Source organism: Aetokthonos hydrillicola CCALA 1050, assembly GCF_017591665.1.
In the GTDB taxonomy this organism is placed as follows: domain Bacteria; phylum Cyanobacteriota; class Cyanobacteriia; order Cyanobacteriales; family Nostocaceae; genus Aetokthonos; species Aetokthonos hydrillicola.
Genome location: NZ_JAAKGC010000002.1, coordinates 46,567 through 62,186, shown reverse-complemented (window position 1 = coordinate 62,186; position 15,620 = coordinate 46,567). Strand labels below are relative to the sequence as shown.

Genomic DNA, 15,620 nt, shown 5'->3' with positions numbered 1-15,620 from the left:
TAACATTTTTAGGGGGTGGTGTATTCTGACTCCTGAATTCTGTCTCCTGACTCCTTTTCATCTATAGTTTCTTCAGGATGGCTATTCAAGATTGCAATAGTTACATCACCTTCAGACCAACCACCATTTTTATCGTAAAAGGTGCAGGAAGTTTTTAAGATAATCAAATTATTCCGAGCAGTGGATTTATTAATTACTAGGCTTCCCTGAAAACTACTCGAATCTATTGGCTTTTTAAATGTGCTAGAAAATTTAACAATCAGAAAATCACTAAGCTGACGGCGTTTATAAGTTTCTAAATCCCAGTCTTTCATTACATCTAGAAGCTTATTATCCAATAAATAAGCTATTTTGACGTAAAACAATTGATTGTAGCAAATATTAAATTCAACAGAATTAAAGTGTCCAGTATCAGCTATGTAGCAAGATTCTGGAATAGAAAAATCGGCTTGTATACTCCATAGATTATGAGAGCTATTTTTAGATTTATCTGATGAATCACTTTGTTCGAGATATTGAAATCGCGCTTTTTTTAGGTACTGACAATTCTCTTTATACGGTTCAAGAAATCGAGATAATAGGTTATGATTTACGTCATCAATTTTTGTGAATTTCTGTTTGATATTCATATTGATTCTGATTCCTGAATTCTGTCTCCTGACTACTTTTGATAAAATGGTAAATTATCGTAAATACCGATACGATAGCTTACACTTTTTTCACCTTCTGGTACTGTAGATGCTTTATGATTCAAAGTTCTGTTCTCCCATAAGAGAATGTCACCGTCTTTCCAAATGTGTGTATAAATATGCTCGTTGCGTTCAATAAAAGAAAATAATTCCTGCAATATTTTTTGATTTGTTTCGTAATCTAAACCAACAATACCAGTGGTAAAACCTTGACTCATGTACAATATTTTTTGAGCAGTCACTGGATGAGTAATGATTGCTGGATGTTTAACAGGGGGAAATCTCTGTTCAAACTCGTTCATTATATCTATAATTGCTTTGTCAATGTCCCAGTCTTGGACTTTGTATCGCCATTTTGCTTCATGCAATAAATATTTATTATCGACATAATTTTTCAATTCAAAAGGCAATTTTTTATAAACATTCTGCATGTCGATATAGTAAGTTTCCCTAATTGAATTAGGCAAAACTTGGGGATACAGCATCGTAAATGGAAGAGGTTCTTCAAGAAATGCACAGTCTGTGTGCCAGTACCTACCAGTTCCGCGAACTCCAAATTTCTTTCCATCTTTGGGAACATTAGAAGACACAAATATTTCGGGATAATCTGGATGATGATAGTTATCTTGAGGATAAATTTGTGGCGTTCCAATTTTGCTTGCGAATTCTAAATATTGGTCTTCGGTAATATTTTGGTTTCTGAAAATTACCAATTTATGCTTGTATACTAGTTGTTTAATTGTATTTGCCTGGTCTTTTGTTACTGAAACAACATCTACATCTAAAATTTCAGCACCAATAGATTCAAAAGATGGGCTATAAATTTTCATGATTTTCCCCTGATTTCTGTAACTGGAAACTTCCGAGAAAGTGTTTAAGAAAAGTCTATTGAGGTTCAGTGAAAGACTCGTCAAAGATTGTAGCAATAACAGCAACGCTAGCTAGAGCGATCGCAACACTCAGGACAAATACTCCTTGATACCCAATAGCTTTGGCTATAAAACCACTCATTCCACCAGCTATTAAGCTGCCAATAAAAACAATTGAAACTTGCAAAGTGTAGTCAAATCCAGCAGTTCCCAACCTACTTTTATCCATCATGACGGTGTACATTGGGATACATGCCATGCTGTAGGTGAACTGAAACCAACTGCTCACTAGATAGAGAACCGGTAGACTAGTAAACCCTAGAGTGGGTAGAACAAAAGCAGCATTCGCGATCGCCATCAACACCCCAAATACAATCAAAGATTGTTTTCGTCCTAGAGGTTTGATCAAAAATCCTCCAACAACTGCTCCTACAATACCTGCACTGTAAGCTACGACACCATTCATCAAACCTATTTGCGCTAGAGACAGCTTAAGATCCACTAGCAACGGATGGAACATAGTATTGGCAATAGTAGCTCCCATCATGTAGAGCAATAACACCAGTATCCAGCGCCCCATTTTTAACCTAGAGAAGAACTTAGGTAACAAACTCCAACTGAATTGGTTAGGAGTATAAGTAGTTAAATTTTCGCGATGGAACAGTATAGGAATGATTAACAACAAGACGCTTAATGCCATTGCTAGCATGCTTCTTGTCCAACCCCAGTGTTCTAGTAGTATCAGAATTCCGCCACCACCTACAATACCACCCAAATATCTTCCCGCATTCTGAATACCATTTCCCAAACCCCGCTCTGACGGTTTGAGCAATCCAATCGCTAAAGCATCAGTCGCAATATCTTGAGTAGCTGCAAATGTAGTGATTAGTAACATACCTACCACTAGTAGTAAAGCATGAGTTCGGATGTTCAGCGATGCACAAAAGACGATTGTCAAAGCTAAAAGACTCTGCATCGCTAAAATCCAAGATTTATAGTGTCCCCATCTTGTCCAGCCGTAGCGATCAACAATAGGTGACCAAAGTACTTTGAGAGTCCAAGGTAAACTTAGAAAATTAGCTAGCCCAATTGCTTCCAAGGAAACCCCTTGCTGTCGCAAGAAAACAGGTAGGGTTTGCATGAAGAAAGCAACAGGCAAAAACTGCGCTACGTACAAGCTACCGAGTAATCCCAATTTTTTCATGCTTTGCTCACTAAAGTTGAGTTCTCAATTGAAAGCCGTAGGTGGCTGGAGCATTGTAGCTAGAAATAGTCCCGAAGGAACCAAAAGGTACTGCTGTAATCGGATATTCAGTCCCAAAAATGTTATTAGCGAAAAAGTAGATTCCAAAATTATTTAACTCATATCCCAAACGAGCATTGACAATTGCCCAAGGACCTTGTTTGAATCTGTTAGCATCATCGAGAAATGCTGTACCTGAACCTTGTAGTTCTACTCTGGCAAATATGCCAGTGCGAAAGCGGTATTGCAAGGCTAAATTATAAGTAAAATCTGGCACATAAGCAGGCCTCTTGCCGTTATAATTTTGACCTGTGAATGGGTTCGTATACTTAGTAAATTCTGAATCGAGAAAACCAAACCCAGCACTTACCGTTAGTCTATCAATCGGAGTTGCTTTCACCTCCAATTCAAAACCAGTAATACTAACTTCAGCATTCGCAATTTGACGGAATAAACCTGTGCTATCAGGGACAGGCTCCTGATAATTATTTACTGGGTTATGAAATACAGCCAAATTGACATTTAATCGGTTATCCAACCAAGACGATTTCAAACCGACTTCATAATTCCAAGATTTTTCTGCCTCATATGTCAACGTTTCCTGATTTTGCGCTCGATAGTTCACTCCTGGTGGTCTATAACCTCTAACAATTGAACCGTATGCCATGACGTTGGGATTAAAGCGATATTCCGCAACAAAACGGGGTAAAAATATATCTCCATCTTTCTCAACATTACTAAAGGTGGCTCCAGTAGAGAAGGAAGGAGAACCATTGGCTGGAATAAAGGTAGTTTTTGTGTTGTCTAGAAAGCTATTAAAAGATTCATATCGTAATCCAGCGGTTAGTGTCAGGGGTTCAATGGGTTTATAACTAGCTTGGGCAAAAATAGCCTTAGTGGTTTCGCTTATTTTGGCACTTGTTTGATTGCGTCCAGGTTGAGGTATTAAACCTCTATAATATGCTACGGCATCAGCCCCATATCTAAAACCATCAGCATCTAAGTTGAAATCTCTAGATTCAAAATAGCCTCCAAACAACCACTGAAATGTCTTAGCATCTTCAGGGGATTGCAAGCGAATTTCTTCGCTGAACAGAGTTGCTTGATCTTCACCTACCTGTGTAAGAATATCACGAGTTGTTAAGTCGGCTTCGTTTTCAAACTTTCGATGGGAGAAGCGCCGAGCAGTAATTGAAGTCAATCGAAAATCTGGGTTTTTGTAAACGACTCTGAGTGATTGAGTATTAGAATTTAGGTCACTAAAGCCATTGTAGTTTTGCTGTATTTTATATGGATCTCGCTGTCCAAACTGAACTAAGGGAGTAGCTCCATCGTGGTAATCGTCAAATGAAGTATTAAAAGAAATATCCAAATCCTTTGAGGGAGTCCAAAGCAATTGAGCGCGACCTGTTCCTCCGGATTGATAATCTACATCACTGTTTGTAAAAGTATTTTTTAGAAACCCATCTCGCGACCCATATTTACCCGATAGACGGAAAAATAATTTATCTTCTACAAGTGGTCCACTGCCACTAGCTCGCAAATCAAGGTTATTGTAATTGCCGTAATTGGCGCTACCGTTAAATTCAAATTTATCAGTGGGTTTTTGAGTAATAATATTAACTACGCCCGCTTCAGCGTTTCTGCCATAAAGGGTTGATTGAGGACCCCGCAGTACTTCCACTCGTTCGAGGTCAGGTAGATCAACAGTTAAGAAACCAGTATAATCATAGGGAACATCATCTATATAAAATGCTACTGGATCTCTAGAGAGAAAGTTAAAATTACTTAAACCACGCACGCTGTATTCAACAAAAGTGCGGCTTGGTGCAAAGGTCGAAAAATTTGGGGTATTGGCGGAAATTCCACTCAATGAAGTAATGTCAGCATCTTCAATTTCTTTTTTGGTCAAAGGGGTGATACTGATAGGTACATCCTGCACGTCTTCAGGTCGCTTCTCGGCTGTGACAAGGATTTCAATTGGCTCTGAAGAAGTCACGCTGAGAATCAAACCCTGCTGATTTTGAACCACCTTACCGACAGGTGTCTTGTCAATTCCAGCAACAATCACTTGCACGCTGTTTGCATCAGGAGCCTTTACGGTGATACTAGCAACCCCTGCAACAGGATTTTCTTGACGAAACTCCTTACCAGATGGAAGCTGTAACTGAGCATTAGGAATATTAATAATCAGGCTCTTTCCTTGACTGGAGGAAGAACTCTGAAGTGCTTTACCTCCAGCAGTTTCTACAATGACATCAATACCGTCATCTGTTGGATTGAGTCGCACACCCGTTATCTGAATCGGGGATTGAGACAGAGAACTGGGAGTTGAGGATTGAGAAAGCCACTGTTTAATTGTGGTAGCTCTTGGAGCAATTGTGTTGACTTGCTTGATTTCAGTTATCGGGGGAGAACCGGACGTATTAACCTCTACAGAATTCTCTTGCACTGGTTTAGCTTTAACAGGGAAAGCTATAAAAACTGACATGACAAAACTCATCCATATCCAATTGGATAATTTCTGTTGCTGCACCTAAATTCCTCACATCCTTAGTCGCAGACTGTACGCAGAAGTAGTCTAGTAGATCACCCTATCAATCTGTGTTCACCAGTGTCAAAAGACAATCTGTCAAACTTTAACCTTCAAATAATATGTTGTGAGACAGCATGTCTGTTGACTTAATATAGCTGCTTCACTTAGAGTTTTTTTGGAACTCGAAGTTTAACAATGCGAAAATCAACAGTTTCGAGCAAAGACCGATTTCCACTTTGGCAACCGTTAACTGTACGCGACTTCCGACTTCTCTATATCGGCGAAAGCGTTTCTCTTTTAGGTGATCAATTTTACTTAGTGGCGTTACCTTGGTTGACTATTCAGTTAACTCATTCTCCAATCAGTTTGGGTACAGTGCTGATGGCGGCTGCAATCCCCCGTGCTGTCTTAATGCTTATTGGTGGAGTCTTTAGCGATCGCCTTTCACCTCGATTTATAATGCTTGTTTCTAATGGCTTGCGAGCTGTGCTTACTGTTTTACTGACAGCGCTAATAATGTTCCGGAGAACGCAGCTATGGCATTTGTACGTATTTGCTCTTAGCTTTGGAGTGGTGGATGGCTTTTTCATCCCTGCTGCGAAGTCGATTATACCGACTTTAGTGACTAAGGAGCTTTTAGCAGCAAGTAATGCTTTGAGCCAAGGAACAACGCAACTGTTAGTACTGATCGGACCAGCATTAGGGGGTTTACTGATATCTAGTATCGGTATTGAAACCGCATTTGCAATTGATGCTGCAACCTTCATGTTTACATCTGTAACACTTTTGCTGATGAAAAGCAGCCATCAATCAAGTCCTGAGTCAATCTCAGCAGGTAGGCTTGTTAACTTATTTGGTAGTATTCGTGAAGGGTTGAACTATGTATGGAATAATCGAGAGCTTAGAGTAGTTTTGCTAGTTGTCACTATCCTAAACTTCATTTTCGTTGGACCAATACAAGTTGGCATTACATCACTGGCTCAAAGTCGCTTTTTAGGGGGTGCTATCGCTTTAGGGATTATGAACTCGGCGTGGGGTGGCGGTGGGTTGTTAGGGACACTTATGCCTGGAATATTTCGTCGTCTTCCACCCGTAGGAATTTTAATGCTCACTCTTGCAAGCATACAAGGGTTTGGACTTTTCTTGCTTGGCTTCTTACCAAGCATACTATTGGCTAGCGTAACCATTGCCGTACTAGGTTCCTGTAGCAGCTTTTTTACTGTCGTGGCAATCACTTGGATTCAAAAGCAAACTTCACCAGAGATGTTAGGAAGAGTCATCAGCTTGGGGATGCTTTCTTCTTTTGGGGTTGCTCCTTTTTCTTATGCTTTAGCTGGCGTCTTAGCCGATTTAAATATTACAACTCTTTTCACTGCTACAGGGGGTTTTATGCTGATAATCAGTGTCTTATTGATGATCAATCGATCACTACGTTCAATTAATTGAACAACCGCAAATTTTTTATTCTTCTTCCACAGGCTGGTTTTGTTGTTCGAGATACTTCCTAGCTTCTGTTGTTTCCACCTGAGGGAATTCTAAATAAAAGTGACTAACACTTAGGAAAGATTCGGGTGTTTGGAGAAAAATCAAGCGATCGCCCCATTGTCGCAACCAAGGTAGTAACTTAAATGGTACGACAGGCGCACATAACCAAACTTCTGCGGGAGAGAGTTTTCTTAGAGCTGTTGCAGCTACCGCGATTGTCATTCCTGTCGCGACACCATCGTCAACTAAGATGAGCGTAGCACCCTCTGGGCTGACTTGGGGACAAGCGGGACTAAGCTGTTCTTCTAGCAACTTAGCTTTATTTATAGCTGTATTTATCGCTGTTGACCGCCATGGTAGATTCGGTCTATTACGAAATAGATACTCATCCCACAGAACATTACCCGAAGCAGTTACTGCACCAATTGCTAACTCTGGGTTTTCTGGATGACTAATCTTTTTAGCCACCTCTACTGTTAACGGACAATTAAGGAGACGTGCTATTGGTGCTGCTACTGGTAATCCGCCTCGTGGCAAAGCATAGACAATTGTTCTGGGTTTTTTACCATACTCTGCCGTTTGCTCAGTCAAAACACCGCGAATTGCCAATGCTAATTTTTCACCAGCTTGAGTGCGATCGGCAAAAAGTGCGGTAGATGGCATGATTTACCCAACATGTAAAATACCATTACCTCTATAATGACTGATTTTTATTCATGTGACTGATAAGATGTTTATATGTATTATTTTTAAACAAACACAAAACACAGAACAAGAAATAGCCACTTAAGAGGTTATAAGTCTAACAAACTTTAAACAACTTGTGTATATACCTTAATATATAAATTTTCATGAGCAACGAACACCAACTCAGCCTCTTTGAGGAATCCGACTTTAACCAAAACGACCTAATTCCTCAAGATGCCAAAATTCCTATTCCATCAGGAACCTATACCAGCATGACAGAATTGGCACAGCATTGTAACCAGTGTCAGCGGTGTGGATTAGGAAAAACTCGTACTCATGCTGTTGTTGGACGGGGTAACCTTAAAGCCCCAATTATGATTGTGGGGGAAGCACCAGGTCAAAACGAAGACGAAACTGGATTACCTTTTGTTGGAAAAGCAGGACAGTTATTAGAGAAAATTTTAGCATCTGTACAATTAGATACAGAGAAAGACGTTTACATCTGTAACACGGTTAAATGCCGTCCACCAGAGAACCGCATCCCGACTACTGAAGAAATGGCGGCTTGCAAACCCTACCTTTTGGAACAACTTCGCCTAGTTGACCCAAAAATTATTTTATTAACAGGTGCGACTGCTGTAAAAGATTTAACCGGCGATAAACGTGGTATTACTAAAATTCGCGGACAATGGATGAACTGGGAAGGACGTTTGTGTATGCCGATTTTTCACCCATCTTACTTACTGCGTAACGCTTCTAGGGAAGTAGGCAGCCCAAAATGGTTAATGTGGCAAGATATACAAGCTGTGCGTGCTAAGTTAGATGAAATTAGAGGATAATGGGCATGGCGCATAGGGCATGGGGCATGGGGCATGGGGCATGGGAAGAATTAAACGAAGTACCCAATCCCCAATCCCTATTTCCTATCCCCTAAAAAAGATCCCACCAGATATAGGGAACCGCATAAAATGACTAAATTATCTTGCACAGAAAAAGCTGCTTCTAGCGCCGAAGATAATTCGGGGTAGGTGCTGCAAAAACTCAATGGGCAGATCTTCTGAGCTAGTTTTGCTAATTCATCGGGATCGGCTGAACTATGGTCAGGTACTGGGACTAAATATAATTGGTCATTTGGTCTAAGTAAAGCATTAAAAATGCCTGTATGATCTTTCGTGGAGAGCATTCCCATTACCCAGCTTGTAGATTGGGGGGTGTTGGGTGCGCTTGAAGAGGTGACATCATCCACATAGTCACGTAAAACTTGAGCGGCTGCCGGATTATGAGCACCATCAAGCAATAACTTGTGCTGATTCCAAGTAGTCCATTGCATCCGTCCTAGCCACTTGGTTTTTGTCATACCGTTAACAATATCTACTTCTGGTATTTGCCAACCCTGTTTTCGCAGAATTTCTAGCGCAGCAATAGCCAAAGCTGAATTTGTTAACTGAATTTGACCTTGTAGTGATAAGGGATATTTTATAGTTTTTAGATTGTCACTGTCGCGATTGGAAAAGTTTTCGCTGTTTTCCTCAAAACCCGATTTTTCATCGACTTCTTGATATTCTGCCCATCCTGTAGCGATTTTACGAGCAGCTTGAGGAAAAATATATGGGCATTTTAGTTCCAGAATACGCGATCGCACAACTTTTTGAGCATCTGGTGGCAAAGCTCCAACCACCGCAGGACATCCAGGCTTTAGGATCCCAGCTTTTTCTCCTGCTATTTCAGCAACAGTAGAACCAAGTTGCTGCCAATGTTCGCGGCTAATAGAAGTGATAATGGTAACGAGGGGGCGATCGCATACGTTGGTAGCATCTAGGCGTCCTCCCAATCCCACTTCTACCACAGCCACATCAACTTTTTCTTGAGCAAAATACAACCAAGCCGCCGCCGTAATCACTTCAAACTGAGTTGGAATCTCTTCTTGAGGAGCGATCGCCGCTTGAACTTGTAGTAATAATTGGCACAATTGCTCTTTTGAAATCGGTTGTTCGTTCAGAGAAATTCGTTCTGTCCAATCAACCAAATGAGGAGAAGTATAGCGTCCTGTGCGGTAACCCGCTTCAGTAAGAATAGAAGAAAGATACGCACAAACAGAACCTTTACCATTAGTACCAGCAACATGAATAACTGGTACTTGATGATGAGGGTTACCAAGATTTGCCAACAACTTTTGAATTCGTTCTAGTCCAAGATGAACCCCAAAGCGTTGAAACGGTTTTAGGATAGAGTCGATATCACTCGAGTCCCGGTTTTCGTTCATAATACTTAATTGGGCATGGGGCATGGGGCAGATAAACAGTGAACAGTAAACAGTAACCAGTGATCAAGGCGTAGGATGCAGTGTTCCGCATTCCGATCAACACATTATTCTTAACTGATAACTGATAACTGATAACTGTTTACCTGCTCCCTATTTACGCTTCTTTATTTAAAAAGCTTTGCAATTGTCTTAAAGCAGCAGCACCAATATTAAACACAGCCCAACCAGCAGCAATCAAGATTGGCGCTAAAACAACCGCCACACGTAGATCAATGTCCATTTTTAGATTCCCTCTATTAAGTAAAAATTTAAGTTTTGTCAACTCTTCTAATGTTTATTTTTATCTGAATTCAGGAATTTTTCCAAGCACTATGTAAAGAATGTTTACAGCCAACTTATTACTTGTTAATCATTACCCCATGCCCCATGCCCCATGCCCCATGCCCCATGCCCCATGCCCTATGCCCCATGCCCTATGCCCTCAGCGTGCAACAAAGCCAGCTTTTGATAGTTTTCAGCGTGTTCAATCAGTTCTGCTGCTTCAACGGCAGAAATTTGACGTACTATTTTACCAGGAACACCCATAACAACAGATAAGGGAGGTACATCCTTAGTAACAACTGCCCCAGCACCAATAATGCTACTGGAACCTACTCGCACTCCGTCTAAAACTATTGCGCCAATGCCAATTAAGCAACCACGTTCAATGTAAGCGGAATGTACTACAGCGCGATGTCCTACAGTGACATAATCTTCTAAGATTGTCGGTTTACCAGGATCGCCATGTAGGATTGCTCCATCTTGAATATTTGTACATTTTCCAATTTCAATACGTTCGACATCTCCTCTAATAACTGCTCCATACCAAATGCTAGCGTCTGCTGCTATTTTTACAGAGCCCATAACAACAGCATTTGCTGCGACAAAAGCAGCTTGAGAAATATCGGGAGAAGACCAGTGGAAAGCAGTAGACACGATAGAATATAAATAAGGTACCCAGGAACACTGGAAAAACTCCAACCCTGGATCTGGTTGCAAAACCAGGATATCACGGCGTTAAGCCTCTATGTGTAAGAGGGGGTATAAGTGAAAATACCTTCTACCGCAGCTTAGTATTCAGTACGCAGTAAGTGAGTACACCAATGAGGTGGAGTAGAAGTGTAAAAAAAACTAAGGTTTCTGGTAGATACAAAAATATGTTTGTACGCACTTCATGATGAATCCAGGCTTGCAGTACCCAATATTTGGTCCGGAAATACAGTGTCCCCATTGCCGCCAAATAATTCCGGCGCTGACACTAACAGATACGTATCTATGTCCCCGTCATGGGGCATTTGAAGCTAATCCCAAAACAGGAGAATTGATTCATTTACAGTCCGGTCGCCATTGGCGAAGATGGAATAGTGAATGGTATCGGCAGCATACTCATCCTGACGGCATTCGCTTTGAAATTCACGAAGCATTAGATAAGCTGTATACTCAAGGCTATCGAGCGACACGAATTATCATAGCTCGTCGCTATCAAGAATTAATGAGTGGCTATCTAGAACGCACTACACCTTGGCGTTCTGGACAAACAGAAACAACATCAGCTCGTCTTTACGGGTTACCAGTGGATTTTAGCCCAAGCTCCTCTGATGATACCTGCTGGGAAGTGATTAATTTTGATTTGGAAAAAGAGCCAGGAGTGCCTGTGCGCTACCCTTATTTCCGACTGTTTGAGTAAATTGGGTATTGGGTATTGGGGATTGGGTATTGGGTATTGGGTATTGGGTACTGAAGGTTAGACTACCTACTTCTGTGCTCCCCCTGCTCCTGTGCTCCCATGCCCTATGCCCCATGCCCCATGCCCCATTCTCCATACCCTATGCACCACGCTTCTATTCGTACTGCTAATATCCGAAGAGCGATCGCCTTCTACGAACAGTTAGGCTTCATAGTTTGTGAACGCTTTACTACAGGCTATACCCTAGCTTGCTGGATGGAAGGATTAGGCGGGAGAATTGAACTGATTGAAATTCCACAACCAAAACCTGCTCCTGATGCTTTCGAGGATGAACATTACGTTGGATATTATCATCTGTCATTTGATTTAACAGATTTCACCTCAGATTTACCTAGTTGGTTAAACAATTTAAAACAACGTTTTTCCGTATCACCTCAAAACACAACTGAGCAATTACAACCTCTAAAAGTACTTCTAGAACCTATACAACAGCAAATAGGCAGTCGCATTTACGAAGTTACTTTTATTGCAGATGCTGATGGTCTGCCTTTAGAATTTATTCGCCTCCTCGCAAACCTTGATTAAATAAGATATCAGGGATCTGAAAACAGTGAACAGTTAACAGTTATCAGTGTTCAAGGCTTGTCGTGCGGTGTTAACTGATAACTGTTACTCGTTCTGATTCCTGATTCCTGAACGCCAGATGACGCCAGATTCCTACGCCGGTAAACCCGGCTGCAGAACTGGCTCCTTTATGCTGGGAAACCAGTCCACCGCACTGGCTCCTCCTGACTCCTGACTCCTGAATTCTGACTCCTGAATTCTATTTATTAAATCTCTGTTAATCACTATACTTTTTTTAATTACTTTAGCGGTAAAATAATTCTTTAGTCTTTCTCTGTAGTGTTGCTGAGGCGACATAAATCAGACTGAGATTAGGCTGTATTAACAAAGAAAAAGCGTATCGTTTTTTACTGCTCAAGCAGCTAGTAGGATGTCTGTGTTTTATAAACCACGTCGACGCCGTTTTTATCGGTTTCGATCTTTTCTGTTAATTTTTGGGTTCATTTTTCTGTTATCTGTTGGTGGTGAGTCTGCTTATAGTCACTTGATAGCTGTATCAAAGTGGGTAAATTTTCCTAATACAGAAGTTTCAAAAAAAACATCTGTGTTGTTAACAGAAAATGTACGCAAGACGACGCTAGAAAACGGTCTTACCGTACTCACAAAAGAAGTACATACTAGTCCAGTGGTCACGGTGCAGGTTTGGTACAAAGTAGGTTCACGTAGTGAAGAACCTGGAGTTAATGGTATTGCACACCAGCTGGAACACATGATGTTTAGGGGGACGAAAAATCGTCCAATTCAATTTGGACAATTGTTTAATGCTCTAGGCAGCGACTCCAATGCTTTCACTAGCTACGATCAGACTGCATACTATAACACTGTCGAACCTAACAAACTGAAAGCACTCCTCACGCTGGAGGCAGACAGAATGGACAATTCGGTGATTGATACTAGTAAACTGGAGTACGAAAAACGGGTAGTGATTTCTGAGTTGCAGGGTTATGAAAATAGCCCTAATTATCGCCTTAATCGTGCTGTGATGCGCAAGGCGTTCCCTAATCATCCATACGGATTACCTGTTGGTGGTCTTCGTAGTGATGTGGAAAAGTTTCAAGTTGAGCAGGTTCGTAAGTACTATCGTAATTTTTACAGTCCTGACAATGCAGTATTAGTTATTGTCGGCGATTTTCAAACTGCACCAACTTTAAAAGCTGTTAAACAGACATTTGGAAAAATATCCAAGCAGAAGAGGGAGCTCTTAGCAGAGGCGCAGAGGCGCAGGGGAGTAGAGGAGCAAGGGAGCAAGAGAGCAGGGGGAGGTGCGCCAACAGTTTTGAAGGAACCGGGAGCAGGGAAGTTATTAGAAGCGATATACCCACTACCAAATGTTAATCATCCGGATGTACCGGCACTGAATGTGATGGATAACATTTTGACAGAGGGTAAAAGTTCTCGTCTTTATCAAGCACTAGTGGAAGCAGGGTTAGCTAGCGATGTTTCAGCTTCTGTGGTGAACATCTCAGACTTTGGCTGGTACGATCTCTCAGTGACAGCAGTTGAAAATCAAAACTTAACAAAAATTGACTCAACGCTAAGTGATGCGATCGCCTATTTTATCCAGAAAGGACCTACAGCAGAAGAAGTTAAGCGAGCCAAGACTCAGCTAGAAGCTTCAGTCGTTTTGGGGAACCTTGATATCACTAGTCAAGCTACCCAGCTTGGAAACGATGAAACAACTTCTGGCGATTATCGGTATACAGATCGCTACTTAGCTGCGGTTCGCCAAGTAACCGTGGCAGATGTGCAGCGAGTTGCAAGCAAATATCTTAAACAACAAGTACGTACAGTTGGCTTTTTTGAACCAACCAAACAGGTAGAAACTGCTAGTAGTAAAACCAACTCTACACAAACTACTGAACGTTTCGCTTCTGGGACACCTGTTTCTCCAAAGGAGATCGCAAAATACCTACCACCCGTAGATTGGTCTTACAGCTCGCCTACTACACGCACTCTACCCCAGGAACTTATATTATCCAATAAACTTCGGGTATTGCTTTTGCCTGACAAGAACACTCCGACAGTAACTCTCAATGGCTTCATTAAAGCTGGTACAGAGTTTGACCCAGATAATAAAGTAGGTTTGTCTTCTCTAGTAGCACAAAACTTGATGAATGGCACAAAAACTAAGGATGTTTTAACTATTGCTAAGTCCTTAGACGATCGAGGAGCAAGTCTAACTTTTAAAACTTATCGTGAAGGTGTTCAAATACAAGGCAATAGCTTAGCAACCGACTTATCCGTTTTGATCAAAACTTTGGCAGATGTTATAAAAAATCCCACCTTTCCTGCCAAAGAGTTAGAATTAAGCCGACAAAACGCTTTGACATCCCTTAAGCAAGAACTGGACGATCCTTCAGAAGTTGCGAAAAGAACTTTTGCTCAATCTGTTTATCCAAAAAAACATCCCGCGCATAAGTTTCCAACACAGGAAAGTTTGCAGGCGATTTCTCGTAAAGACCTGATTGATTTTAAAACAAAACTTTATCGCCCAGATACGACAGTTTTATCACTAGTAGGGGATTTTGCTCCTCAGCAAGTGCGATCGCTCCTTACTAAGGAGTTTGGAGATTGGAAAGTTAATGGTCAACCTCCAAATTTGACATATCCAGCCGTATCACTGCCAAAAACAGTTGTGAGTCTTAACCCAGTTATTCCAGGTAAAACTCAAGCGATTACCTATATGGGTAGCACAGCTATTAACCGCAAAGACCCCCGGTATTATGCAGCTACAGTATTAAATCAGATTTTGGGTGGAGATACGCTATCGAGTAGGTTAGGAGCAGAAATACGCGATCGTCAAGGTCTTACTTATGGGATATATAGCAACTTCATGGCTGGTAAAAATGCTGGAACATTTTTAATAGAAATGCAAACCAGTCCAGAAGATACAACAGCAGCAGTCAGTAGTACTCGCCAGGTGCTAAAGCAAATTACTGAGCAAGGAGTGACTGAACTTGAAGTAGAAACCGCAAAACGCGCTTTGCTGAGTAGTTATACTGTTTCTTTAGCTAACCCAGATGAGCTTGGGTATAAAATTCTGATGAATGAGGTGTACGCCCTTTCAGAAGAAGAACTGAGAGCCTTTCGTGAAAAAATCCAAGCTGTTAGCGTAGAACAAGTCAATCAAGCTGCTCGTGAATTGCTGCATCCGGATACAATCGTCGTAGTGACAGCTGGCCCATCTGTGGTGGGGTTAAAAAACCCTTGTGATGGTTGTTCAACCAGCCCCGCAGCAGTAGGAAACAGGAAACCAAAAGCGGGGAACATAGGACAGTAATTGAAAGGTTTTTAGTTGCGCTTCAGCGCACTAAAGTGCAACTACGAACCAAAGATGTACAACTTATCCCAATTCCCGGAGCAACAAATACCGTGTGTAGGGGCGTAGCCTCTGGCTTCTCGAAGAGTACGCCGTTCGCCCCTACAACGTCCTATCTGATTGGAAAGTGCTGTAAACAGCTCTTTACTGTAGATCGTCATTATTTCGCTAATATACAA

Annotated in this window: 13 protein-coding genes; 5 read left to right on the top strand and 8 right to left on the bottom strand. The window is 41.3% G+C overall.

Annotated features, from left to right (window positions below):
• Positions 1–8 precede the first annotated feature (8 nt).
• Genes G4P69_RS01470 through G4P69_RS01455 form a run of 4 tightly spaced genes read right to left on the bottom strand, consistent with a single transcriptional unit; the run spans position 9 to position 5,292 of the window.
• Positions 9–629, bottom strand: a complete 621-nt coding sequence (locus G4P69_RS01470; RefSeq protein WP_208338304.1) for an FcoT family thioesterase — start codon at positions 627–629, stop codon at positions 9–11.
• A 32-nt stretch (positions 630–661) separates the two neighbouring features.
• Positions 662–1,519, bottom strand: a complete 858-nt coding sequence (locus G4P69_RS01465) for a TauD/TfdA dioxygenase family protein (RefSeq protein ID WP_208338305.1) — start codon at positions 1,517–1,519, stop codon at positions 662–664.
• A gap of 55 nt (positions 1,520–1,574) precedes the next feature.
• A complete protein-coding gene (locus G4P69_RS01460) occupies positions 1,575–2,762 on the bottom strand; it encodes an MFS transporter (RefSeq protein ID WP_208338306.1) in 1,188 nt (395 codons plus the stop codon).
• 10 nt (positions 2,763–2,772) lie between these two features.
• Positions 2,773–5,292, bottom strand: a complete 2,520-nt coding sequence (locus G4P69_RS01455) for a TonB-dependent receptor domain-containing protein (RefSeq protein ID WP_208338307.1) — start codon at positions 5,290–5,292, stop codon at positions 2,773–2,775.
• A gap of 240 nt (positions 5,293–5,532) precedes the next feature.
• Between G4P69_RS01455 and G4P69_RS01450 the strand changes: the two genes are divergently transcribed.
• A complete protein-coding gene (locus G4P69_RS01450) occupies positions 5,533–6,783 on the top strand; it encodes an MFS transporter (RefSeq protein WP_208338308.1) in 1,251 nt (416 codons plus the stop codon).
• Between the two features lie 15 nt (positions 6,784–6,798).
• On the opposite strand, the gene G4P69_RS01445 is transcribed toward G4P69_RS01450, so the two are convergent.
• Entirely contained in the window at positions 6,799–7,485 is a 687-nt protein-coding gene (locus tag G4P69_RS01445) for a phosphoribosyltransferase (protein WP_208338309.1), read from the bottom strand.
• Positions 7,486–7,673: 188 nt separating this feature from the next.
• Between G4P69_RS01445 and G4P69_RS01440 the strand changes: the two genes are divergently transcribed.
• Positions 7,674–8,348 (top strand): uracil-DNA glycosylase, encoded by a 675-nt coding sequence (locus tag G4P69_RS01440; RefSeq protein ID WP_208338310.1) that lies wholly within the window; start codon positions 7,674–7,676, stop codon positions 8,346–8,348.
• 77 nt (positions 8,349–8,425) lie between these two features.
• On the opposite strand, the gene G4P69_RS01435 is transcribed toward G4P69_RS01440, so the two are convergent.
• The 3 genes from G4P69_RS01435 to G4P69_RS01425 all read right to left on the bottom strand — a co-directional run bounded on the left by G4P69_RS01435 (position 8,426) and on the right by G4P69_RS01425 (position 10,747).
• The gene (locus tag G4P69_RS01435; RefSeq protein WP_208338311.1) at positions 8,426–9,772 is read right to left on the bottom strand and encodes a bifunctional folylpolyglutamate synthase/dihydrofolate synthase; all 1,347 of its coding nucleotides are present in this window, start codon (positions 9,770–9,772) and stop codon (positions 8,426–8,428) included.
• 154 nt (positions 9,773–9,926) lie between these two features.
• Entirely contained in the window at positions 9,927–10,052 is a 126-nt protein-coding gene (locus G4P69_RS01430) for a photosystem II protein Y (protein WP_208338312.1), read from the bottom strand.
• A gap of 179 nt (positions 10,053–10,231) precedes the next feature.
• Positions 10,232–10,747 carry a gamma carbonic anhydrase family protein gene (locus G4P69_RS01425; RefSeq protein WP_208338313.1) on the bottom strand — a complete coding sequence of 172 codons (516 nt, stop codon included), beginning with the start codon at positions 10,745–10,747 and terminating at the stop codon, positions 10,232–10,234.
• Positions 10,748–10,988: 241 nt separating this feature from the next.
• Between G4P69_RS01425 and G4P69_RS01420 the strand changes: the two genes are divergently transcribed.
• From G4P69_RS01420 to G4P69_RS01410, 3 genes are all read left to right on the top strand, one after another.
• The gene (locus tag G4P69_RS01420) at positions 10,989–11,498 is read left to right on the top strand and encodes a TIGR02652 family protein (RefSeq protein WP_452039077.1); all 510 of its coding nucleotides are present in this window, start codon (positions 10,989–10,991) and stop codon (positions 11,496–11,498) included.
• A 141-nt stretch (positions 11,499–11,639) separates the two neighbouring features.
• Complete coding sequence (locus tag G4P69_RS01415) at positions 11,640–12,083, top strand: VOC family protein (RefSeq protein WP_208338337.1); 444 nt, start codon at positions 11,640–11,642, stop codon at positions 12,081–12,083.
• Between the two features lie 409 nt (positions 12,084–12,492).
• Positions 12,493–15,402 carry a M16 family metallopeptidase gene (locus tag G4P69_RS01410; protein WP_208338315.1) on the top strand — a complete coding sequence of 970 codons (2,910 nt, stop codon included), beginning with the start codon at positions 12,493–12,495 and terminating at the stop codon, positions 15,400–15,402.
• Positions 15,403–15,620: the final 218 nt, after the last annotated feature.

Coding starts and splice junctions, on each gene's coding strand:
- G4P69_RS01470 (WP_208338304.1), bottom strand. CDS start 629: ATGAATATCAAACAGAAATTCACAAAAATTGATGACGTAAATCATAAC.
- G4P69_RS01465 (WP_208338305.1), bottom strand. CDS start 1,519: ATGAAAATTTATAGCCCATCTTTTGAATCTATTGGTGCTGAAATTTTA.
- G4P69_RS01460 (WP_208338306.1), bottom strand. CDS start 2,762: ATGAAAAAATTGGGATTACTCGGTAGCTTGTACGTAGCGCAGTTTTTG.
- G4P69_RS01455 (WP_208338307.1), bottom strand. CDS start 5,292: ATGTCAGTTTTTATAGCTTTCCCTGTTAAAGCTAAACCAGTGCAAGAG.
- G4P69_RS01450 (WP_208338308.1), top strand. CDS start 5,533: ATGCGAAAATCAACAGTTTCGAGCAAAGACCGATTTCCACTTTGGCAA.
- G4P69_RS01445 (WP_208338309.1), bottom strand. CDS start 7,485: ATGCCATCTACCGCACTTTTTGCCGATCGCACTCAAGCTGGTGAAAAA.
- G4P69_RS01440 (WP_208338310.1), top strand. CDS start 7,674: ATGAGCAACGAACACCAACTCAGCCTCTTTGAGGAATCCGACTTTAAC.
- G4P69_RS01435 (WP_208338311.1), bottom strand. CDS start 9,772: ATGAACGAAAACCGGGACTCGAGTGATATCGACTCTATCCTAAAACCG.
- G4P69_RS01430 (WP_208338312.1), bottom strand. CDS start 10,052: ATGGACATTGATCTACGTGTGGCGGTTGTTTTAGCGCCAATCTTGATT.
- G4P69_RS01420 (WP_452039077.1), top strand. CDS start 10,989: ATGAATCCAGGCTTGCAGTACCCAATATTTGGTCCGGAAATACAGTGT.
- G4P69_RS01415 (WP_208338337.1), top strand. CDS start 11,640: ATGCACCACGCTTCTATTCGTACTGCTAATATCCGAAGAGCGATCGCC.
- G4P69_RS01410 (WP_208338315.1), top strand. CDS start 12,493: ATGTCTGTGTTTTATAAACCACGTCGACGCCGTTTTTATCGGTTTCGA.